The organism is Arhodomonas sp. KWT (assembly GCF_010993615.1).
The window spans coordinates 48,495-70,843 of the sequence record NZ_WNXE01000003.1 but is presented as its reverse complement, the minus strand read 5'-3'; the positions used below and the strand labels follow the sequence as shown (position 1 = coordinate 70,843).

The following is a 22,349-nucleotide window of genomic DNA, read 5'->3' as shown; positions in this document are numbered from 1 at the left end:
GATGGTCTCACCGTCGGCGCCCCGCCCGCGCGCGAGCGCCTCGAAGGCGAATACCGACAGTCCGGCACCGTGGTTGCGCATGATGGGCTGGAAATGGCTCGCCAGCCGGCCGTCGTCGATGAGATCGAGCAGCCAGCTTCCAGCGGCAAGCGCGCACAGGACCTGCAGTGAACGTGCCCGGGCGAGTCCGGCGGCATCAAGGGTCTCGCCCCGACCCTGGAACACCGCAAGGCAATCCCGCTGCTCCGCCGCGGACAGCGCCTGCTGGAAGCCATCGAGTAGCCCGGCGAGGCCGTCCGCGGGTACCTGGAAGGCGACCACGTCGCGCTCGCGGCGGGCCCCCTCGACACCGTGCTCCCGCGCCGCACCCTCCAGCTTGCCCCGGGTATGGGGCATGGGCACGGCGACGAAAAGCTCGCCGTCGCCCGCCGGCAGCGGCGCCGGGACGCCATCACAGAAACTGCAGCTCATGATGATCGATCAAATCCGCATCGGGCCGGCCACCCGGCCGCACAACCCGAAAAGACGATAACGGGCACGGCCCGTTACTCCCGGTGCCTTTATGCCGGCCACCGGCGGGTACGTCAACCGCATACCCGCCGGCGGCCGCGGCGGGGTCAGCCGGTCTTGTCCAGCTCCGACTCCAGCTCCGGCAGCGCCTCGAAGAGGTCGGCGACGAGGCCATAGTCGGCGATCTCGAAGATCGGCGCCTCCTCGTCCTTGTTGATCGCCACCACCACCTTCGAGTCCTTCATGCCGGCGAGGTGCTGGATCGCCCCGCTGATGCCCACCGCGATATAGAGCTTGGGCGCGACAATCTTGCCGGTCTGACCGACCTGGTAGTCGTTGGGCACGAAACCGGCGTCCACCGCCGCCCGCGAGGCACCGACGGCGGCGCCGAGGCGGTCCGCGATGCGTTCGATGAGCTGGAAGTTCTCGCCGGAACCCAGCCCCCGTCCGCCGGAGACAACGATCTCGGCGGCGGTGAGCTCGGGGCGGTCGGAGCTGGTAAGCGACTCGTCGACGAATTCCGCGATGTCGGCGTGGGGCATCGCCTCGAGGGACTCCACCGCGGCACTGCCGCCTTCGGTGGCCGCCGGGTCGAAGCCGGTGGCTCGCACGCTCACCACCTTGATCGCGTCCTGGCTCTGTACGGTGGCAATGGCGTTACCGGCGTAGATGGGACGGCGGAAGGTATCCGCCGACTCGACGCCGACGATGTCCGAGACCATGGCCACGTCCAGCCCGGCAGCCACCCGCGGCAGGAAATTCTTGCCGAAGGTGCTTGCGGGGGCGAGCACGTGGGAGTAGCCCCGGGCCAGCTCGGTGACCAGCGCGGCCATGTCCTCCGCGGTGGGGTGCTCGTAGTGCGGCGCCTCGCTGTGCAGCACCCGCGCGACGCCGGGCAGCGCGGCGGCCGCGTCGGCGACGCTGCGGCAGTCGTGGCCGGCGACGAGCACGTCCACGTCGCCACCGATCTCGGCGGCGGCGGTGACGGTGGAGAGGGTGCCCTGCCCGAGGGCGGCGTTGTCGTGTTCGGCGATGATCAGCACGTTGGCCATGGTCAGATCACCTTCGCTTCATTGCGGAGTTTCTCCACCAGCTCGGCGACGCTGGCGACCTTGACGCCGCCCTGGCGCTTGGGCGGCTCGGCGACGTTGAGCGTGGTCAGTCGCGGGGCGAGATCCACGCCCAGCTCGCCGGCATCGATGACGTCGAGCTGCTTCTTTTTGGCCTTCATGATGTTGGGCAGCTTCACGTACCGCGGCTCGTTCAGGCGCAGGTCAGTGCTCACCACCGCCGGCAGTTTCAGGCGCACGGTCTGCGTGCCGCCGTCCACCTCGCGGTTCACGGTCACGGCGTCGTCGCCGAGCTCCACGCCGCAGGCGAAGGTACCCTGCCCCCAGCCGAGCAGCGCGGCGAGCATCTGCGCGGTCTGGTTGGCATCGTCGTCGATGGCCTGCTTGCCCGCGATCACCAGGCCGGGCTGCTCGCGCTCGACCAGCGCCGCCAGCGCCTTGGCCACGGCCAGCGGCTGCAGCGCTTCATCGGTGGCGACCAGGATGGCGCGGTCGGCGCCCATCGCGAGCGCCGTGCGCAGGGTCTCCTGGCTACTCTGCTCGCCCAGAGAGACGGCGACGATCTCCTCGACCCTGCCGGCCTCCTTGAGCCGCACCGCCTCCTCGACGGCGATCTCGTCGAAGGGGTTCATGGAATGCTTGACATTGGCGGTCTCCACCCCGGAGCCGTCTGCCTTGACGCGGACCTTGACGTTGTAGTCCACCACCCGTTTGACCGGGACCAGTACCTTCATGATCGCTCCCGTCCCAATGGTTTTTCCGCTTGCTTCGCCGGCGTGGCATCCACCGGCCTCTCGTCCTCGGGGGTAAGAATAACCCCTTATGGCACCCGCCTACCGAGAGCGGTTTCCTCTGGCTATAAGCAGTGCCGGTTCTACCCCCTGCTTACACCCGCCGGGGGTGCGGACACCTGCCCGGGAACGACACCGCGTGTGGCGCGCACGCCATCAGGCGTAATCGCGCTGGTCGTCGATGACCTTGCCATCATTCGCCAACTCGCCCGGTGCGACCAGTGCCACCTCGCCACGCAGTTTACACAACTCGCGGATGCTCTCGCCCACGGCGCCGGCCAGCGCCGTGTCCTCGGGCTGAGCCGTCTCGCAGTAGAGGGTCATCACGTCGCGGTGGTCCTCGCGGGTGACGACCAGGCGGGTGCGCCCGAGCGCCGGGTGACGGCGGGCGACGGCATCCACCTGGGAGGGGTGCACGAACATCCCGCGCACCTTCGCGGTCTGGTCGGCGCGACCCATCCAGCCGCGGATCCGGCGATTAGTACGTCCGGTGGGGCACGCCCCGGGCATCACCGCGGAGAGGTCGCCGGTGGCGAAGCGGATCAGCGGATAGTCGGGATTGAGGGTGGTCACCACCACCTCCCCGACCTCGCCCTCCGGCACCGGTTCGCCGGTGCCGGGACGCACGATCTCGACGATCACGTCCTCATCGACCACCAGCCCCTCCCGCGCGGCGGTCTCGTAGGCGATGAGCCCGAGGTCCGCAGTGCCGTAGCACTGGTGCACCTCGATGCCCCGCTCGCGGAAGCGCTCCACCAGCGACGGCGGCAGCGGCTCGGCGGTCACCAGGCCGTGGCTGAGCGAATCCACCCGTTCGCCGAGCTCGTCCGCCTTCTCCAGCAGGATGTTCAGGAACGACGGCGTGCCGGTGTAGTAACGCGGACGCAGCTGGGCCATGGCCCGGACCTGCAGCTCTGTCTGCCCCGTGCCCGCCGGGAAGACGGGGCAGCCGAGCGCGGCGGCGGCGCTGTCGAACATCGAGCCCGCGGGCGTGAAGTGATAGGCAAAGGTGTTGTGTACCAGCCCGCCACCGCGGCGGAAACCGGCGGCCGTCATCGCCCGGCCGAAGCGCCAGAAGTCCTCGCGCCGGGTCTGGGGCTCGTAGATCGGGCCCGGCGACTGGAAGACCCGCAGTGTGGCCTCGTGGCCGACCGCCGTAAGGCCGCCGAACGGGGGCTCGGCCTGCTGGCGCTCGATGAGCTCGGACTTGCGCAGCACCGGCAGCCGGGCCAGCGCCGCCGCGTCGGTGATGTCGCCGGCGTCGATGCCGGCCAGGCTCTCGGTGTAGTGCGCGGCATTCGCCTGGGCATTGCGGATCTGGGCCGGCAGGGCCTCGGCGATGGCCGCCGCCCGCGCCTCGGTGGTACGCGTCTCGCGCTCGTCGTAGTGCTCGCTCATCGCGCCTCCCGGTTCACAGCCAGCGCTTGCGGCGCTTGTAGCTCTTGAGGTTCTTGAACGACCGCCGCTCCTCGCCGCCACCGAGATAGGACTCCTTGACGTCCTCGTTGTTCATCAGCGCCTCGCGGCTACCATCGAGCACGATCTTGCCGTTCTCCATGATGTAGCCGTAGTCGCACATGCGCAGCGCGAAGTTGGCGTTCTGCTCGACCAGCAGCATGGTCAGGCCCTGTTCGCGGTTGATACGCCCGATGATGGCGAACACCTCCTTGACCAGCAGCGGCGACAGCCCCATCGAGGGCTCGTCGAGCAGCAGCATCTTCGGCCTCGCCATGAGGGCACGGCCGATGGCGAGCATCTGCTGCTCACCGCCGGAGAGGTAGCCGGCCAGTCCGCCGGAGCGCTCGCGCAGGCGCGGGAAGTACTCGAAGACCATCTCCATGTCGGCGCGGATACCCTCCTTGTCCCGGCGCGTGAACGCGCCCAGGCGGAGGTTCTCGACCACGGTCATGTCCTCGACGATGCGCCGGCCCTCCATCACCTGGAAGATGCCCCGGCGCACGATCTCCTCGGGCGGACGGTTGCTGATGGTCTCGCCCTCGAACTCCACGCTGCCGCGGGTGACCTCGCCGTCCTCGGTCCGCAGCAGCCCGGAGATGGCCTTGAGGGTGGTGGACTTGCCCGCCCCGTTCGCCCCGAGCAGCGCCACGATCTGCCCCTTGGGGACCTCCAGCGAGACCCCGCGCAGGACCAGGATGACGTCGTCGTAGACGACCTCGACGTTGTTCACCGCCAGTACCGGTGCCGCAGTGGCCGCCCCCGCCGGTTGTGACATGACGCTTCCCCCTCGCTGTTGATGGGTGCCGCCGGGGCGAACGCCCCGGCGGCGGTGCGGCTTACCAGCCGAGCCAGTCCTCGCGGCGCGGCAGATCGACGGTGGTGAGCTTCTCCAGCGAGAAGTCGCCGTCACCCTTCCAGTGGTTCTGGTAGACCATGACCTGGGTGGTGCCGCGATGGTTCTCCGGGGTCCAGGTGTGGGGCAGGCACACGCCCTCCATCCCCTCGGGAACGTGGTCGCTCATGCTCTCCAGCGCCGCCTTCACGTTCGGCCCGGTGATCTCGCCGTCCTCGGCGGCCATCTCCATGGCGTCGCGCATGAAGTACACCGAGCACACGCCGCGCATGTAGTGCAGGGCGCGCTCGCCGCCGCCGGACATCTCCGAGATCGCCTCGATCGTCTTCATGCCCGGGACATCGGCACCCCACTGGGCGGCGCCCACCGGGAAGACGATGCCGTCACCGGCCTTGCCCGCGGCGGGCGCGGCCAGCTCGTCGAAGCCCCAGACGTTGGAGACGAACTGCACGTCGGTACCCACGGTGTCGCAGGCCTTGAGCAGCGAGATGTTGGAACCGGAGGTGTTGGCCAGGTAGGCGTAATCCGCCCCGGACTCCTTCAGCGACAGGCACTGCGCCTTGAAGTCACCGGGCGAGAGCGAGTAGACGATCGGATTGAGCACCTCGAAGCCCTGGTTCTTGGCATACTCGGTGCAGGCCGCCTTGGGGGCGTTCGGGTACGGGTGATTGTCCCCCATATGCACCCACTTGGGCTTGCCCTCGCCCCCCTTGCTCTCCCAGTCGTCCTTCGCCCAGGACACCATGGCGCGGCAGCCGTCGGTGTAGGACGGGCCGTAGAAGAAGTTGTACGGCGCCGCCGACTTGGTGTGCTCCGACTTGCCGGTGGGGTCGGTGAGGTGGCCGGAGTAGGAGGCGGACATGTACACGATCTTGTCCCGGGCGACGAAGCGCACCAGCGCCTCGGTGTCCGCGGTGCCCCAGCCCTGGATCACCGGCGGATCGTAGGAGCTGGTCCACTGCTTGTAGGCGGCGATAGCCCGTGGTGCCTCGTAGGAGTAGTCCACGGTGTGCCGCTCGAGGGTCCGCCCGTCGATACCCCCCTGCTCGTTGATGTAGGCCATGGCGTCCTCGATGCCCTGGCCGTAAACCTTGCCCACCGCCGAGGTCGGGCCGGTGTAGGCGGCGAGATGGCCGACGTGGATGGGCTCGGCGGCGGCGACGCCGCTCGCCAGCCCCACGGCCGCGGCCGCCGTGATCGCGAGGGTCATGCTGCGCATCATGCTTCTCTCTCCTCCAGTGCCTTGTTGGCGCTTTTATGGCGGGGCCGGGGCCCCTTGTGGCCCCGGCGAACCGCCGGGACCGCTTCCTGCTAGTAGGAAAACGGGTAGAGCTTCCAGTACGCCTTGATCAGCTTCCAGCGGTGCGCGAGCCCGTCCGGCTCGAAGATCAGGAACAGCACGATCGCCAGGCCCACAGCCATCTCCTTGAGATAGGCCAGCCCCTGGCTGAAGCCCGGGAAGAACTGGCTGACCACGCCGGCGGTGCCGTCCATGACCTCCGGCAGCAGCACCATGAAGGCGGTGCCCATCAGGGTGCCCATCACCGAGCCCAGCCCGCCGATGATGATCATCCCGAGGAACTGGATGGACAGCAGGATGGTGAAGCCCTCCGCGGAGACGAAGCCCAGATAGTGGGCGAACAGCGCCCCGCCGATGCCGGCGTAGAACGAGGACACGCCGAAGGCGAGGATCCGGTACTTGGTCAGGTTGATCCCCATGATCTCGGCGGAGAGATAGTGATCGCGCACCGCCACGAAGGCGCGGCCGTCGCGGCTGCGCAGCAGGTTCGCGCCCAGCAGGTACATCACCACCACGAACGCCAGCACCAGGTAGAAATAGCTCTGATCCGTGCTGAAGGTATAGCCGAACAGCGACATCGGGTCGGCCAGCGCCCCCGACGAGCCGCCGGTGAACCACGCCGCGCGGTTGAAGAAATCCTCCAGGATGAACTGCGCGGCGAGCGTCGCGATGGCGAGGTACAGCCCCTTGATGCGCGCGGCGGGCACGCCGACGATCATCCCCACCGCGGTGGTCATCACCCCCGCCAGCGGGATGCACAGGATCACCGGCAGTCCGGTGGTATTGTTCAGCCACGCCGAGGCGAAGGCACCGAAGCCGAAGAACGCGGCATGCCCCAGCGAGATCTGGCCGGAGAAGCCCACCAGGATGTTCAGCCCCAGCGCGGCGATGCCGTAGTAGCCGATCTGGATGAGCAGGTTGAGGTAATAGGCGTTCAGGAACAGCGGCGCCAGCACCAGGACCAGCACCCCGGCGATGGCGAAGTTCCGCGACATCGGGGTTGGGAAGATGGTGGTATCCGCCCGGTAGCTGGTCCGGAACTCGCCGCAGCGCATGCTGTCCGCGCTCAAAGCCATGCCGACTCTCCTCCTCGGCCCCGGCGTCCATGGTGCCGGGGCGTTTTACTGTGGCGCGCGCCTACACGCGCTCGATGTCGCGGGTACCGAACAGCCCGTAGGGCTTGATCATCAGGATCGCCACGAGCACGTAGAAGGGCACGATCTCGTAGAGATTGCCCCACTCCAGCCACTGGCTGTCCACGAACTGCGCGACGTTCTCCAGGATGCCGATGATCAGCCCACCGGCGATGCCGCCGACGATAGAGTCCAGCCCGCCGACGATGGCGGCGGGGAAGACCTTGATGCCGTAGAACGACAGCGCCGAGGACACGCCGTTGACCATGCCGATGACCACGCCCGCGAGCGAGGAGACCATCGCCGAGATCGCCCAGGACAGGGCGAAGACGTGCTTCACCGAGATCCCGAGGCTCTGCGCGACCTGCTGGTCGAAGGCGGTGGCCCGCATCGCCAGGCCCATGCGCGAGTATTTGAAGAACCAGAAGAAGCCCACCATGATCGCCAGCGAGATCACCAGGCTCATGATGTAGGCGGGCTGGACGTTGAGCCCGAGGATGGTCACCGAGTCGACGGAGAACACCTCCGGGAACGGCTTCACGAACTCGCCGAAGATCCACGACAGCAGTGCCTGGAAGAAGATCGACAGCCCGATGGTGAGCATGATCACCGAGATGATCGGCTCGCCGATCATCGGCCTGAGCACCACCACCTGGAGCAGCACGCCGAAGGCGAACATGAACGCCAGCGTCACCAGGAAGCCCAGCCAGAACGGCAGCCCGAACTTCACCAGCAGCGCCCAGCATACCCACGCGCCGATCAGCAGGAACTCGCCCTGGGCGAAGTTCACCACCTGCGTGGACTTGTAGATGAGCACGAAGCACATCGCGACCACGCCGTAGAGCGTGCCGACGATGACCCCGTTGACGAGCAGCTGACCGAGCAGTTCCCAGTTCATCCCTCTCTCCTCCTGTCGGGGTCAGGCCGCGCCGGCGGCGCGATTCTCGCCGGCGGCGGACGGCACGCCATCGTCCGGTGCCAGGTCGACGAGGCGCAGGTCCGTGCGGATCCGCGAGGTGGTACCGTCCTGGAAGGTAATGACAGTATCCACGTGCACCTGATCGTCACCGCCGTAGACCGCCTCGATGATGTCGCTGTACTTCTCCTGGATCACACCCCGGCGGACCTTGCGGGTGCGCGTGAGCTCGCCGTCATCCGGGTCCAGCTCCTTGTAGAGCAGCAGGAACTTGCGGATGCGCTGCCACTCCGGGAGCGTCGCGTTGACCTGCTCCACCTCCGAGCGGATGAGGTCGTAGACCTCCGGCTGCGCCGACAGATTGGTGTAGTTGGTGAACGCGACCCCGCGCTGCTCGGCCCACTTGGCCATGATCCCGTAGCGGATGCAGATCATCGCGGCGAGATAGGGCCGCTCGTGACCGAGGATCACCGCCTCGGCGATGAACGGCGAGAACTTGAGCTTGTTCTCAATGAACATCGGCGAGTAGCGATCGCCCCGGGAGGTGGTGGCCAGGTCCTTGACCCGGTCGATTACCACCAGGTGGCCGTTGCTCTTCTTGAAGTAGCCGGCGTCGCCGGTGTACATCCAGCCGTCCTCGATGTCCTCGGCGGTGGCCTTCTCGTTCTTGTAGTAGCCGAGGAACATGCCGCTGTTGCGGGCCACGATCTCCCCGACCCCGTTCTCGTCGGCGTTGTCGATACGCACGTCGGCGTTGTCGAAGGGCACGCCCACCGTGTCGTAATCGATGTCGTCGCCGCGGTGGATGGTGTAGGCACCGGCGAGCTCGGTCTGGCCGTAGAGCTGGCGCAGCGGCACGCCCATGGCCAGGAAGGACTTGAACGTGTCCGGACCCAGCGCCGCACCGCCGGTGGCCGCCGAGCGCAGGTAGGTGAAGCCGAGACGGTCCTTGAGCGCACGGAAGAGGATCCAGTGGGCGAGCCGCGAGTGCTCGCCGCGCTCCACCGCCTCCATGCCGAGTCGCATGCCGGCGTCGTACATCCGGCGTTTGAACGGCGAGGCCTCCATCATCCGCGCCTTCACGTCGGCGGCGATGGTCTCCCAGACCCGGGGCGCGAGGAGCACGAAGTTCGGGCCGATCTCGCGCAGGTCGGCCATCATGGTCTCGGTGGCCTCGACGAAGTTCACCGTGATCCGGCTGAGCAGCGACTGCGCCACGGCGTAGACCTGCTCCATGATCCACGGCAACGGCAGCACCGAGACGTAGTTGTCGTCGGGAAATTTCGGGTCGGCGCGGAGATAGGCCAGGCAGTGATCCAGGAAGGGCCCCGCCTGCATCATCGAGAGCTTGGGCTTGGAGGTCGTGCCCGATGTGGTGATCAGCATGGCCACGTCCTCGCCCCGGCCGGCGGCGAGCATCTCCTTGTACAGGCCAGGCCGCTCACGCTCCAGCGCCTCGGCGCGTTCGAAGAGCTCGTCCTGGCTGATCAGCCGCGGGTCGTCGTACTTACGCATGCCGCGGGGATCGTGGTAGACGATATGGCGCACGCAGGGGCATTGCTCGGTGATCTCCAGCGCCTTGTCCACCTGCTCCTCGTCCTCGCACATCACCAGCGGCGCCTCGGCGTAGTTGATGAGGTAGGCCACCTCGTCGTTGAGGCTGTCCTGGTACATGCCGAGACTCATCGCGCCGATGGCGTGGGCGCCGACCTCGCAGTGCACCCACTCCGGGCGGTTGCCGCCGATGATGCACACGGTCTCGCCACGCTCCACGCCCAGGGCGTGCATACCCAGGGCAAAGCGCCGCACGGCGGTGTCGTAGTCCCGCCAGGTGTATTCGTTCCAGATGCCGAACTCCTTCTCGCGCATCGCCACCTCGTCGCCCCAGTGCGCCGCGTTGTAGGCGACCAGCTTGGGGAAGGTGTCGTGATGCCGGATGTCCGGCAGCTCCATCGCACGCTCAGCCATCAGGCCACCTCCGCGTCGCTGTCCTCGCCCAGGTACGCCTCGCGCACCCGCGGGTTCGCCATGATCGTCTCCGGGGCGCCGTCGGCTATGACCTCGCCGAAGTCGAGCACCACGACACGGTGGGAGAGGTCCATGACCACGCCCATGTCGTGCTCGATCATGATCACCGTGATCCCCCACTCCTCGTTGAGGTCCACGATGTAGCGGGCCATATCCTCCTTCTCCTCGTGGTTCATTCCCGCCATGGGCTCGTCGAGGAGGATCAGCCGCGGGCGCAGCGCCACGGCACGGGCGAGCTCGACACGCTTGCGCAGCCCGTAGGAGAGCGTGCCCGCCACGGACTTGCGGATATGCGCGATCTCGAGGAAGTCGATGATGTCCTCGACCTGGGCGCGGTGGTCGAGCTCCTCGCGGCGGGCGCCGGTGAGCCAGTACAGCGAGCCGGTGAAGAAGTTGTTCCGGAGGTGGTGGTGGCGCCCGACCATGATGTTGTCGAGCACGCTCATGTGGTCGTAGAGCGCCAGGTTCTGGAAGGTCCGGCCGATACCCATCTCGCAGCGGCGGTTCGGCCGCAGGCGGGTGACGTCGGTGCCGTCGAACCGGACCCTGCCCTGCTGCGGGTGGTAGCGCCCGGAGATGCAGTTCAGCAGCGAGGTCTTGCCGGCGCCGTTCGGACCGATGATCGAGAACATCTCGTTCTCGCGCACGTCGAGGCCGACGTTACGCAGCGCCTTCACACCGCCGAACGACAGCGTGATGTCGTCGACGTTCAGGATGACATCGCCGATCCCGGATTCAGCCATGCCGAACTCCCCTGTCTGTGGCGGCCTCGGCCGCCTGTCATGTCTCCGGGAGAGGCATGCCCGCGAACCCACCCCGCGGGGCCGGGGCCGGCGCGCTGGAACGGTGCGCCCCGTCGGCGGCCCGCCGGCCCGCAACGCGGGACGGGCCCCTGGCCGGACCGCGGCCGGACCTCTCCTCCTCCTGTCGGCGGGACGGGTTATGGTCTCGAAGGGTCCGCCCTCTGCCGATGATTGGAGGTTACGTTTACGTAAACGTTAATTCAACCCCGAAAAACGCCCCGGGGAACGGCCGGCGCCACACCGGGGCGCCACCGCTCCGCGCCCCGCCACGCACCGCCTACCGCGGCGCCATCCGGATGGCGCCGTCGAGCCGGATCACCTCACCGTTGAGCATCACGTTCTCGCAGATGTGGCGCACCAGCGCGGCATATTCCGCCGGCCGCCCGAGACGCGGCGGGAACGGCGTCTGCTCGCCGAGGCTCTCGCGCACCTTCTCGGGCAGACCTGCCATCATGGGCGTCTCGAATATCCCCGGCGCAATGGCCATCACCCGGATCCCGCGGTCGGCGAGATCCCGCGCCAGGGGCAGAGTCAGCCCCGCCACGCCGGCCTTGGAGGCGGCATAGGCCGCCTGCCCCACCTGGCCGTCGAAGGCCGCTACCGAGGCAGTGTTGATGACCACACCACGCTCGCCCTCGGCGTCCGGTTCATTGTCCGCCATGGCCGCCGCGGCAACACGCAGGCAGTTGAAGCTGCCCACCAGGTTGATCTGCACCACCCGGGCGAAGCTCTCCAGCCCGTGAGGGTCGCCGTCGCGGTTCAGCACCCGCTCGCCGTGGACCACGCCGGCGCAGTTCACCAGCCCGTGCAAAGCGCCGAAGGCCTCGCGGGCCTTTGCCACCGCCGCGGTGACCGCCGCCTCGTCGGTAACGTCCGCCTCGCAGGCCACGGCGGCATCGCCGAGCTCCTGCGCCAGGGCCGCCAGGGCCTCACCGTTGAGGTCGGCGAGCACCACCCGGGCACCACACCCCACAAGCTCCCGCGCCGTCGCCCCACCGAGACCCGAACCCGCCCCGGTAACCAGGAACACCTTTCCGTCCAGCCGCATCGTTTTGCTCCCCACGCGCCCGCGGGCGCTTGCCTTTAATATGTCAATCCTCGAAGCCCGCCAGGATTAACGCGCAACGAGGCCCACTAAATTGACGTTAACGTAAACGTAACTAGAATGGTTCGGGCAGTCGAGAGTCCCGGCCGCGGGACCATGGGCCGGGCCGACACGCCGCGGCTCACGCGACCGGAGGAGAGGCGGCACCGCCACCGCGCGGCGCCCGGCATAACCATACAGGTGTCCCCATGACTCGAACCGTCCCCCTTTTCCTGGAAGGCCGCTTCGTCGACAGCGAGGCGAGCGAGTGGATCGACGTCACCAACCCGGCCACGGACGAGGTGATCGCCCGCGCCCCCGTGACCACCGATGACGAAATGGCCCGGGCCATCGCCTCGGCCAAAGAGGCCCAGAAGGCATGGGCCGACGTCTCCGTATCCGAGCGGGCCCGCTACGTGATGCGCTACCAGGCGCTGCTCAAGGAGCACCACGACGAGCTCGCCGGCATCCTCGCCGAGGAGACCGGCAAGACCTTCGCGGACGCCAAGGGCGACGTCTGGCGGGGCATCGAGGTGGTCGAGCACGCCATGGGCGTGCCCACGCACCTGATGGGCGAGGCCATGGCCCAGGTCGCCGGCGGCGTGGACACCACCAGCTGGACCGAGCCCCTCGGCGTGTGCGCCGGCATCACGCCGTTCAACTTCCCGGCCATGATCCCGTTGTGGATGTATCCGCTGGCGGTCGCCTGCGGCAACAGCTTCGTGCTCAAGCCCTCGGAGCAGGATCCGCTGACGCCCATGCGCCTCGCCGAGCTGTGGCAGGAGGCGGGCTTCCCCGAGGGCCTGCTGCAGATCGTGCACGGGCGCAAGGAGCAGGTGGACACCCTGCTCACCCACCCGGACATCAAGGCGGTGTCATTCGTCGGCTCCGCCCACGTGGGCCAGCACATCTACCGCACGGCGACCGACCACTTGAAGCGTGTGCAGTGCATGGTCGGCGCCAAGAACCATTCCGTGGTGATGCCGGACGCCAACCGCGAGCAGACGGTCAACGCCCTCGTGGGTGCGGCCTGCGGCGCCGCCGGCCAGCGTTGCATGGCGATCTCCGTGGTGGTGCTCGTCGGCGAGGAGACCCGCGACTGGGTCGACGACCTCAAAACCGGCTTCGAGAAGACCCGCCCGGGCGTGACTGGCGACGCCGGGGCCGCCTACGGTCCGCTGATCAGCCGCGCCGCCAAGGAGCGCGTGGAGCGCATCATCGGCACGGCGGAGTCCGAGGGCGCCTCGCTGCTGCTCGACGGCCGCGGCTACCAGGTCGACGGCTACCCGGACGGCTACTGGGTCGGGCCGACACTGATCGACAACGTCACCGCCGCGATGAGCTGCTACCGCGAGGAGATCTTCGGGCCGGTGCTCAACGTCGTCCACGTCGATACCCTCGACGAGGCAATCGAGTTCGTGAACGCCAACCCCTACGGCAACGGCACCTCGATCTTCTCCGACTCCGGGGCCGCGGTGCGCAAGTACCGCCGGGAGTGCGAGGTCGGGCAGATCGGCGTGAACATCCCGATTCCCGTGCCGCTGCCGTTCTTCTCGTTCACCGGCGGCAAGGGCTCGTTCTACGGCGACCTCCACGCCTACGGCAAGGACGCGGTGCGCTTCTACACCGAGACCAAGACGGTCATCGAGCGGTGGTTCGAGTCGGACATCCCCGACGGCCACGGCCCGAACATGACCATCAACCTGGGCTGAAGGGAGACACGCCCATGGACTTCTCCCTGAACGACGAGCAGACCGCCTTCCAGGAGGCCGCGCGGGAGTTCGCCGCCAACGAGCTCGCCCCCAACGCCGCGCGCTGGGACGCGGAGTGCCACTTCCCCAAGGACGTGCTCGCCCATGCCGGCGAGCTCGGCTTCTGCGGCATCTACGCCGACGAGGCCGCCGGCGGTCTCGGGCTGCCGCGGCTGGACGCGGCGATCATCTTCGAGGAGCTCGCCGGCGGCTGCACCTCCACGGCGGCGTTCCTGACCATCCACAACATGGTCACCTGGATGATCACCACCTGGGGCAGCACGTCCGTGGTCGCCGAGTGGGGCGAGGCCCTCACCTCCGGGCAACGCCTGGGCTCGTACTGTCTCACCGAGCCCGGTGCCGGCTCCGACGCCGCCAGCCTGCGCACCAGCGCCCGCCGCGACGGCGACCACTACGTGCTCAACGGCGGCAAGGTTTTCAGCTCCGGCGCCGGCGACACCGACGTGCTCGTGGTCTTCGCCCGCACCGGCGGCGAGGGTCCCGGCGGGATCTCGGCGTTCGCGGTGCCCGCGGACCTGAAAGGCATCTCCTACGGACGCAAGGAAGAGAAAATGGGCTGGAACAGCCAGCCCACCCGCGCCATCACCTTCGACGACGTGCGCGTGCCCGCGGACAACCTCCTCGCCGAGGAGGGCCACGGCTTCCGCCTCGCCATGAAGGCCCTGGACGGCGGCCGCATCAACATCGCCACCTGCTCGGTGGGCACCGCCCAGGCCGCGCTGGAGGCGGCGAGCCGGTACATGCACGAGCGCCGGCAGTTCGGCCGGCCGCTGGCGGACTTCCAGGCCCTGCAGTTCAAGCTCGCGGACATGGCCACGGAGCTGGTCGCCGCCCGGCAGATGGTCCGCCTGGCCGCGTGGCGGCTCGACCACGGCGACCCGGAGCTGACCACCTACTGCGCGATGGCCAAACGCTTCGCCACCGACGTGGGCTTCCGGGTGTGCAACGAGGCGCTGCAGATCCACGGCGGCTACGGCTACATCCGCGAGTACCCGCTGGAGCGGCACGTGCGCGATACCCGCGTGCACCAGATCCTGGAGGGCACCAACGAGGTCATGCGGCTCATCATCGGCCGCCGCATGCTCGCCGACCACGCCGCGGAGGCAATCCGATGAGCGACCACACCAATCTCACCGTCGAGCGGCGCGGTCACACCGCGGTGGTGACGATGTCCAACCCGCCGGCCAACACCTGGACCCGAGAGGGCCTGATCGACTTCGCCCGCCTGATCGCCGAGCTCAACGCGGACCGCGACGTCTACGCGCTGGTGCTCACCGGCGAGGGCGAGAAATTCTTCTCCGCCGGGGCCGATCTCAAGCTCTTCGCCGACGGCGACGCCGCCGTGGCCGCCGACATGGCCCGGCGCTTCGGCGAGGCCTTCGAGGCCCTCGCGGCCTTCCGCGGCGTCGCCATCGCCGCCGTCAACGGCTTTGCCATGGGCGGCGGCCTGGAGGTGGCGCTGGCCTGCGATATCCGCATCGCCGAGGAGCAGGCGAAACTGGCCCTGCCCGAGGCCAAGGTCGGCCTGCTGCCCTGCGCCGGGGGCACCCAGCGTCTGCCACGGCTGGTCGGCGAGGGCTGGGCCAAGCGCATCATCCTCTGCGGCGAGCAGCTCGACACCGCCACGGCGCTGCGCATCGGCCTGGTGGAGGAATCCGTGGGTCGTGGCGAGGCCCTGGAGCGCGCCCTCACGCTCGCCGGACAGGTCGGCAACCAGAGTCCCACCGCGGTCGCCCACTGCAAGGCCCTGATCGACGGCGCCCAGCGGCGGCCCATGGCGGACAACCTCCCGGACGAGCGCGAACGCTTCGTGCGCCTGTTCGATACCGCCGACCAGCGCGAGGGCGTCGCCGCGTTCCTGGAGAAACGCCCGCCGCAGTGGCGCAACCGCTGAGCCGCACGGCCACCCGCTTCGGGCGTCGCCGGCGACGGTACCGGGACGCGCCCCGCGGCGCGTCCGGCACCGCCCTCCCTCCTTCCGGCTGCCGTCGCGTGGATTGGCATCCGGCCGGCCGGCGGCCACAATGCCCGTCACCGGCGGCCGGGTACGGCCGTCCATCCGATCGCACCAAGGAGCACCGAATGTCCGACCAGCCCGTCATCTTCGAGGAGGTCAGCGCCGCCAACGGCCGCCGCGTGGGCTTCGCGCGCCTGAACGCCGAGAAGGCGCTCAACGCCCTCAATCCCGCCATGATCGCCGCCCTGCGCCCGCAGCTCGAGCGCTGGGCCGATGACCCGGGCATCGCCTGCGTGGTCCTCCACGGCGCCGGCGAAAAGGCCTTCTGCGCCGGCGGCGACGTGGTCGCCACCTACCACGCCATCCAGGAGGCGGAGGGCGGGCGCAGCACCTTCTGCGAGCAGTTCTTCGAGCAGGAGTACCGCCTCGACTACCGCATCCACACCTACCCCAAACCCCTGCTGGTCTGGGGCCACGGCATCGTCATGGGCGGCGGCCTCGGCATGATGGTGGGTGGCAGCCACCGGGTGGTCACCGAGGCCTCGCGCATCGCCATGCCGGAGATCACCATCGGGCTGTACCCGGACGTCGCCGGCACCTGGTTCCTCAACCGCATGCCCGGCCGTGTCGGCCTGTTCCTCGGCCTCACCGGCGCGCGGATGAACGCCGCGGACGCGCTCTACACCAGCCTCGCGGACTACTTCATCACCGCCGAGCACCGCGACGCCATCTTCGCCGCGCTCGCCGACGTGGCCTGGGACGACGACCCCGAGCTCAACCGCGGCCACCTCTCGCTGCTGCTGCGCCGCTTCGCCGACGGCTGCCGCGGCGAGCGCCCGGACTCGAACGTGCTCGAGCACATCGATTTCATCGACCACGTCACCGACCGGCACAGCGTCGCCGGCATCCTCGAGGCCATGCGCGAGAGCAGCCCGGAGGACAAATGGCTGGCCACCGCCACCCGCAACCTGGAGCTTGGCTCCCCGACCTCCGCACGGGTGATCTTCGAGCAGTTCCGCCGCGGTCGCCACCTCTCGCTCAAACAGGTGTTCCGGCGCGAGCTGGCCATGTCCGTGCAGTGCACCCGTCGCCACGACTTCCCCGAGGGCGTCCGCGCCCTGCTGGTGGACAAGGACCAGAACCCGCGATGGAACCCGGCGACCCTCGCCGAAGTGGAGGACAGTCTCGTGGACGCCCATTTCGAGGCCCCCGAGGGGCTCGATCCGTCACCGCTAGACGACCTCCCCGAGTAACCGCCCGGGAGGTCCCCACGGTACCGGGCCCGGCGCGTCCGCGGCCTCCGTGCCCCGCCCGGCGGTGCCCTGCCGCCGGGCGGCGGCCCCCTGTCGGGCCACCACTTTCTCCCGCCACCCACGGTGTAGACTGCCCGATATGAACGCACCCTCGTGGATCACGCCCGACTGGCCGGCGCCCCGCCGCGTGCACGCCGCCGCCACCACCCGCATCGGCGGCAGCAGCCGTGCGCCCTTCGACAGCCTGAACCTCGGCGCCCGCACCGGCGACGACGCCCTCAGCGTCACCGGCAACCGCTCCCGCCTCGCCCAGGCCCTGCACCTGCCGGAAGAGCCGCGCTGGCTGGTCCAGGTCCACGGCGTACGGGTGGTCTCCGCCGGCACGGTGGACCGCGACGCCACCCGGGCGGACGCCAGCGTCACCGACCAGCCGGGTGTCGTCTGCGCGGTGCTCACCGCCGACTGCCTGCCGGTGCTGCTCTGCGACCGCGCCGGCACCCAGGTCGCCGCCGCCCATGCCGGCTGGCGGGGACTCGCCGGTGGCATTCTGGAGAACACGGTCACCGCGATGACCGGCCCGCCCGGCGAGCTCGTCGCCTGGCTCGGGCCGGCGATCGGCCCGGACGCCTACGAGATCGGCGACGACGTCCGCGAGGCCTGCCTGCTCGCCGACCCCGGGGCCCGGGACTGCTTCCGCGCGGTACGCGAGGGCCACTGGCTCGCCGACCTTTACGCCCTGGCCCGCCGGCGGCTCTCGAGCGCCGGCGTCGGCTCGATTCACGGCGGCGGCCTGTGCACGTATGCTGACGCCGAGCGGTTCTTCTCCTATCGCCGGGACGGGCGTACCGGCCGCATGGCCAGCCTGATCTGGCGGGAGTGAGGCCAGCCACCCGACCCGGTACGAAGGAGATCGCGACCCATGCAGATCATCGGCGCTGACGCCGTCGCCGGGGCCCTTGCCTGGCCGGCGCTCATCGACGGCATCGAGACCCTGTTCCGCGAGGGCTGCGAGGCCCCGCCACGCCACCATCACGCGATCCCGCGCCCGGACGGCGAGGCCACCATGCTGCTGATGCCCGCCTGGGAGCACGACGGCTACATCGGGGTGAAGATGGCCCACGTCTTCCCCCAGAACTCGGCACGGGGCCTGCCGGCGATCTCCGGGGTCTATTTCCTCTGCAGCGGCGAGACCGGCCAGCCGCTGGCCTGCATCGAGGGCAGCGAGCTCACCCGCCGGCGGACCGCCGCCGCCTCCGCGCTCGCCGCGCGCTACCTCGCCCGGGCCGACGCCGGCCGCCTCGTGGTCGCCGGTACCGGGGCACTGTCGCCCATGCTGGTCGAGGCGCACGCGGCGGTGCGGCCGATCCGTTCCGTGGGCATCTGGGGGCGCAACCCCGACAAGGCGCGGGCGGTTGCGGCGCACTGCCGGGAACGGGGCATCGACTGCGAGGCGGTCACGGACCTCGAGTCCGCGGTGGGCGAGGCGGATATCGTCAGCTGCGCGACGCTGTCCACCGAGCCGCTGGTCCACGGCGAGTGGCTGCGCCCGGGCACCCATCTCGACCTGGTCGGCGCCTTCCGGGCGGACATGCGCGAGAGCGACGACGAGGCCGTGCGCCGCGCGGCGGTGTTCGTCGACACCGAGGCCGGCGCCCGCGGCGAGGCCGGCGACCTGCGCCAGGCGGCGGAGGCCGGTGCCTTCGACTACGACAGCGACATCCAGGCCGATCTCGCCGCCCTCGCCCGGGGCGAGCACCCCGGGCGGCGCGACGATGCCGGGATCACCCTGTTCAAGTCCGTCGGCGCCTCGCTGGAGGACCTGGCGGCGGCGATCACCGTCTGGCACGCCGCCGGCGGGGCCGCCTGAGCGGCGTCAGCCGGTATCGCGCTGGTCCCGGCGGTTACGGAACTCGTCGCCGAGCGACGTCCCGGCCGCCTGGGCCACGCCCTTGAGCAGGTCCCACTCGGCACGGATACGGCGCAGGCTCATGTGCCAGAGGTCATGGTCCTCGTCGGCCTGCCCCTCGGTGCCGTCGAGATCGCGGTACAGCGCCAGCGCCCGGTCCGCGCAGGCCTGCAGGGAGTAGGCCCGGGCGGTCTCCGCGACCGCGGCCTGCCAGTCGTCCCAGCCCGCCTCCCGGCGGGCCATGGCGTCCTCGATCGCAGCGGCGAACGCCGTCTCGTCCGGGTCCCGCAGCAGCCGTCCGTTCTCGCCGTCGCGCACCACCTCCCTCGACCCCGGCGCGTCGATGGCCACCACTGGCAGCCCCGCCGCCATGGCCTCGGCGAGGACCACGCCCTGGGTCTCGGTGAGCGAGGCGAAGGCGAACAGGTCCATGGCCGCATAGGCGTCGGCAAGCTCGGGCTGCACCAGTTTGCCGGTCATGTGCAGCCGCGCGGCCACGCCGGCACGCTCGCAGGCCGAGCGGATATCATCCTCCGCGGCCCCGGCACCGACGATCACGCAGTGCGCGTGCGGTGCATCCGCGAGCACCCGCGCCACCGCCCGGGCGAGGAAACCGAGGTTCTTCTCGTGGGCCAGCCGGCCCACGTGGCCGATCACGAAGGCATCGGCGTCGATGCCGAGACGCCGCCGGAAGGACGCGCCGTCACCCCCGCGGAAGGCGGCGAGATCCACGCCCGTGGGCACGACGTCGATGGGCGTGTGCACGCCCCGGGCGGCCAGGATACCGGCGATGCTCTCGCTGGGGGCGAATACCCGGTCGCAGAGGTTGGCGTAGCTGGTCGAGAGCTGCACCACGAAACGCCGCAGCACCGCGGAGTCGCCGGGCACGTAGTGGGTGTAGCGCTCGTACATGGTGTGGTGGGTAAACACCAGCGGCAGGTCGAACAGCGAGGCCAGCCGCAGCGCGGTGGAACCGATGAGGAACGGGTGGTGCGAATGGACGATGTCCGGCTCGAAACGCATCACCGCCCGCTCCAGGAAACGCGGCACCGGCAGCACCACGGAAAAGTCACTGCCGTTGAAGTTCTGCAGCGCCGGGATGCGCACGACGTCGGTCTCGTCCCGGGGCGCGTCATCGAACTCCGGTGCCACCACCATCACCCGGTGACCACGGGCGCGGTACATCTGCGCGAACGAGTCCACCGAGCGCGCGACGCCGCCCACGTGGGGGAGGTAGGTATTGGTCATCATGAGGATGTTCATGCCGGGGCCCTCCATTGCAGGGTCGCCGCGCCGTCCTCCGCCCGGGCGCGAACGGACGCAACCCCGGCCGGCGCGATATCCACCCCCTCGGGCCGGCGGCGCCACTCGGCCTGCCAGCACACCTCTACGGCCCCGTTATGACCCGTCGCGGGCCGGATGTCCACCGTTACCGGACCGAAGCGTGTGGGCGTCGGGCCGAAGGACATGGGCTCGCCGGCCGCGAACCACTGGGGCGGCACCCCCGAAGCGAGCACCAGGCGCTCGCCCTCCTCGCGCACGAACGCGTCGCGCAGGTAGACCAGCCACTCCGCCGCGGCCCAGACGTGCTGGCCGTCGCCCATGCAGCCGCCCAGGGTGCGGGGGTGAATGGCCTCCGGCCACTGGCCCGTGGGCGTCGCCAGTCCGGCGACCGCGCGCATGAGCTCATGGCAGCGCGGATCGCCGGCACGCATGAGCACCTGCGCCAGGTGCAGGGTCAGGTAGGCATTGATACCGGAGTGGATCATGTCCTGGAAGAAACCGCCGTGCACACGGGCGTTGTCCATGAGCCAGTCCGCGGTGCCCAGCAGCCGGGCGTCGTCCGCCGGCAACAGCCGCAGCGGATAGCCGGCGACGAGCGCGCCAACCGCTCCGGCGTCCATGCGCCGGTAGGGCGACGCCGGGATCAGGGGGCGTCCCAGACGGCCGGCATCGCGCTCGTGACAGCGCTCCAGCGTACCGCGCAGCTCGACGGCCTCGTCCCGGAACGCCCGGGCGCGGTCCCCGTCGCCATGGCCCTCGAGCACCCCGGCGGCGGCCTCCAGGCCGGCCACCGCCCAGTAGTCGTCCCAGTAGTAATAGTCATTGGGGCCGAAGTGCTCGGCGCTGAAGCCGGCGGGCAGCAGTCCGGCATGGGCCGTCCCGCCGTCCGGATCCGTGCGCTTGCGCGCGATCCAGCGCCCGCCCCGGCGCAGCGCGTGCAGCCACGACTCCGGCAGGGTCTCGCCGGTGGCCTCGTGGTAGCGCGCTAGGATCCACATGGCCTCGCCGTTGGCGTCCCACTCGCCGTCCTGGGAGTGGAAGTAGCCGGTGGTGCGGTGCTGGCGTTCGGGGAAGTGATCGAGCATGCGCCGGGCACGGCCGGTCAGGCCGGCGTGCAGCAGGGCATGCACGATGAAGGCGGCATCCCGGAACCAGAAACGCTTGTACGTGTAGGGGCCCGGGTAGCAGTCCTCCACGGTGTGGAGCATGACGGTGCGCAGGGCATTGTCGTAGAGGAAGCGCACCCCGGCGTCGGGCACATCGAACCGGGCGGTCCCCGCCAGGGCTTCGTGCCAGTCGCCTTCCGCCGCTGTCGTGTCGGCCTCTTTCAGTGGTACGCGCACGCTGAGCCGCCGCATACCACCGGGCTCGATTCGGAACAGCGCGGCGGCTGTGGCCAGCCCGGTATCGCAGTCGGCGACCGATGCGGCATCCGGATCGTCAAGGTGGATGGCGACGTCACCGTGGCGGTAGTCGGAGACGTAGTGCCGGTCGGCCGCGGCATCGAAGCGGACGTCCCAGTCCCCGTCGACACGCCAGCCGCGGGCGTCGTCACCGAGTACGGCGTGGTGGACGAAGCTGACCCCTTCGGGGTTGTACGGCCGCAGCGCGAGGGCGAGGTCACCCCCCGACTGCGCCCGCGCCTCGTAGTGGAGATTCAGCACCGCCCGGCCGGACTCCCGGCGCACCACCGCCCTCGTCAGCAGGCGCAGGCCGTTGCGCACCACCTCGGTGACAACGGCGCCGTCGTCATTGAGCTCGACGTACTGAGAGGCGTGCGTCTCACGCGAGGGGTAGAGACGCTCGCCGTCATCGCCCAGCACCCAGGCGTCCAGCGAGGGACCGTCATAGAAGGGCGTCACCAGCCCACGCGGGTCCACAATGGGCAGCCCGGCATGATCCGGCCGGCCCACGGCGGTCCAGTTGCGGTGGGTGAGATTGACGTGGGTGACGGAGAACGCCCGCGGGATGAAGGCGTCACTGGCCGGATCGAACTGGCGCTCTATCCAGTAGGGCCACACCCAGTCCAGGTTGTGCTGGATCACCCGGGTGTTGATCAGCCCGCGGGCGTGGAAGACCACGCCCGCGCGCAGAAGCTCGATGGGCTCGGAGACCTCCGAGGGCTGGGCGAAGCGCTGCAGCCGCGCGATCAGCGCCAGGGGGTCGAGGAAGCCGTGGGCCCGGGCGGCCCGCCGGATGAGAAATCGCCAGGGCAGCCAGCTCCAGCGCAA

The 22,349-nt window shown here is 69.6% G+C and carries 18 protein-coding genes and 1 pseudogene; 6 read left to right on the top strand and 13 right to left on the bottom strand.

What is annotated here, in order from left to right; all coding sequences use genetic code 11:
- From G7A99_RS01845 to G7A99_RS01795, 11 genes and pseudogenes are all read right to left on the bottom strand, one after another.
- Window positions 1-471, bottom strand: a pseudogene (locus G7A99_RS01845) (EAL domain-containing protein); the annotation flags it as partial.
- Between the two features lie 146 nt (window positions 472-617).
- A complete protein-coding gene (locus G7A99_RS01840) occupies window positions 618-1,562 on the bottom strand; it encodes an electron transfer flavoprotein subunit alpha/FixB family protein (RefSeq protein ID WP_018719169.1) in 945 nt (314 codons plus the stop codon).
- Between the two features lie 2 nt (window positions 1,563-1,564).
- Window positions 1,565-2,314 carry an electron transfer flavoprotein subunit beta/FixA family protein gene (locus G7A99_RS01835; protein ID WP_163138718.1) on the bottom strand — a complete coding sequence of 250 codons (750 nt, stop codon included), beginning with the start codon at window positions 2,312-2,314 and terminating at the stop codon, window positions 1,565-1,567.
- 213 nt (window positions 2,315-2,527) lie between these two features.
- Complete coding sequence (locus G7A99_RS01830) at window positions 2,528-3,769, bottom strand: phenylacetate--CoA ligase family protein (RefSeq protein ID WP_163138717.1); 1,242 nt, start codon at window positions 3,767-3,769, stop codon at window positions 2,528-2,530.
- Window positions 3,770-3,782: 13 nt separating this feature from the next.
- Window positions 3,783-4,604: an ABC transporter ATP-binding protein gene (locus G7A99_RS01825; protein ID WP_018719172.1), complete on the bottom strand. Its 822-nt coding sequence runs from the start codon at window positions 4,602-4,604 to the stop codon at window positions 3,783-3,785.
- 61 nt (window positions 4,605-4,665) lie between these two features.
- Window positions 4,666-5,904 carry an ABC transporter substrate-binding protein gene (locus G7A99_RS01820; protein ID WP_018719173.1) on the bottom strand — a complete coding sequence of 413 codons (1,239 nt, stop codon included), beginning with the start codon at window positions 5,902-5,904 and terminating at the stop codon, window positions 4,666-4,668.
- An 89-nt stretch (window positions 5,905-5,993) separates the two neighbouring features.
- Window positions 5,994-7,058 (bottom strand): branched-chain amino acid ABC transporter permease, encoded by a 1,065-nt coding sequence (locus tag G7A99_RS01815; RefSeq protein WP_018719174.1) that lies wholly within the window; start codon window positions 7,056-7,058, stop codon window positions 5,994-5,996.
- Between the two features lie 61 nt (window positions 7,059-7,119).
- Window positions 7,120-8,013 carry a branched-chain amino acid ABC transporter permease gene (locus tag G7A99_RS01810; protein ID WP_018719175.1) on the bottom strand — a complete coding sequence of 298 codons (894 nt, stop codon included), beginning with the start codon at window positions 8,011-8,013 and terminating at the stop codon, window positions 7,120-7,122.
- A 21-nt stretch (window positions 8,014-8,034) separates the two neighbouring features.
- Window positions 8,035-9,999, bottom strand: coding sequence for a long-chain fatty acid--CoA ligase (locus G7A99_RS01805; RefSeq protein WP_205599694.1), 1,965 nt, complete (start codon window positions 9,997-9,999; stop codon window positions 8,035-8,037).
- Window positions 9,999-10,802, bottom strand: coding sequence for an ABC transporter ATP-binding protein (locus tag G7A99_RS01800; protein WP_163138716.1), 804 nt, complete (start codon window positions 10,800-10,802; stop codon window positions 9,999-10,001). Before G7A99_RS01800 ends, G7A99_RS01805 begins: the two co-directional genes overlap by 1 nt.
- 337 nt (window positions 10,803-11,139) lie before the next feature.
- Window positions 11,140-11,910, bottom strand: coding sequence for an SDR family NAD(P)-dependent oxidoreductase (locus G7A99_RS01795; protein WP_163138715.1), 771 nt, complete (start codon window positions 11,908-11,910; stop codon window positions 11,140-11,142).
- A gap of 245 nt (window positions 11,911-12,155) precedes the next feature.
- Here G7A99_RS01795 and G7A99_RS01790 point away from each other — a divergent pair, with 245 nt between their 5' ends.
- From G7A99_RS01790 to G7A99_RS01765, 6 genes are all read left to right on the top strand, one after another.
- Window positions 12,156-13,658: a CoA-acylating methylmalonate-semialdehyde dehydrogenase gene (locus G7A99_RS01790; RefSeq protein ID WP_163138714.1), complete on the top strand. Its 1,503-nt coding sequence runs from the start codon at window positions 12,156-12,158 to the stop codon at window positions 13,656-13,658.
- Between the two features lie 14 nt (window positions 13,659-13,672).
- Window positions 13,673-14,833 carry an acyl-CoA dehydrogenase family protein gene (locus tag G7A99_RS01785; protein ID WP_163138713.1) on the top strand — a complete coding sequence of 387 codons (1,161 nt, stop codon included), beginning with the start codon at window positions 13,673-13,675 and terminating at the stop codon, window positions 14,831-14,833.
- Window positions 14,830-15,612: an enoyl-CoA hydratase gene (locus G7A99_RS01780; protein WP_163138712.1), complete on the top strand. Its 783-nt coding sequence runs from the start codon at window positions 14,830-14,832 to the stop codon at window positions 15,610-15,612. Before G7A99_RS01785 ends, G7A99_RS01780 begins: the two co-directional genes overlap by 4 nt.
- Before the next feature lie 188 nt (window positions 15,613-15,800).
- A complete protein-coding gene (locus G7A99_RS01775) occupies window positions 15,801-16,928 on the top strand; it encodes an enoyl-CoA hydratase/isomerase family protein (RefSeq protein ID WP_163138711.1) in 1,128 nt (375 codons plus the stop codon).
- 139 nt (window positions 16,929-17,067) lie between these two features.
- Window positions 17,068-17,808, top strand: a complete 741-nt coding sequence (pgeF, locus tag G7A99_RS01770; protein ID WP_163138710.1) for a peptidoglycan editing factor PgeF — start codon at window positions 17,068-17,070, stop codon at window positions 17,806-17,808.
- 39 nt (window positions 17,809-17,847) lie between these two features.
- The gene (locus G7A99_RS01765; RefSeq protein WP_163138709.1) at window positions 17,848-18,795 is read left to right on the top strand and encodes an ornithine cyclodeaminase family protein; all 948 of its coding nucleotides are present in this window, start codon (window positions 17,848-17,850) and stop codon (window positions 18,793-18,795) included.
- 6 nt (window positions 18,796-18,801) lie between these two features.
- Here G7A99_RS01765 and G7A99_RS01760 read toward each other — a convergent pair whose 3' ends face one another.
- Window positions 18,802-20,097, bottom strand: coding sequence for a glycosyltransferase (locus tag G7A99_RS01760; protein ID WP_163138708.1), 1,296 nt, complete (start codon window positions 20,095-20,097; stop codon window positions 18,802-18,804).
- Window positions 20,094-22,349: a hypothetical protein gene (locus G7A99_RS01755; RefSeq protein ID WP_163138707.1), complete on the bottom strand. Its 2,256-nt coding sequence runs from the start codon at window positions 22,347-22,349 to the stop codon at window positions 20,094-20,096. The genes G7A99_RS01760 and G7A99_RS01755 overlap by 4 nt, the downstream gene beginning before the upstream one ends.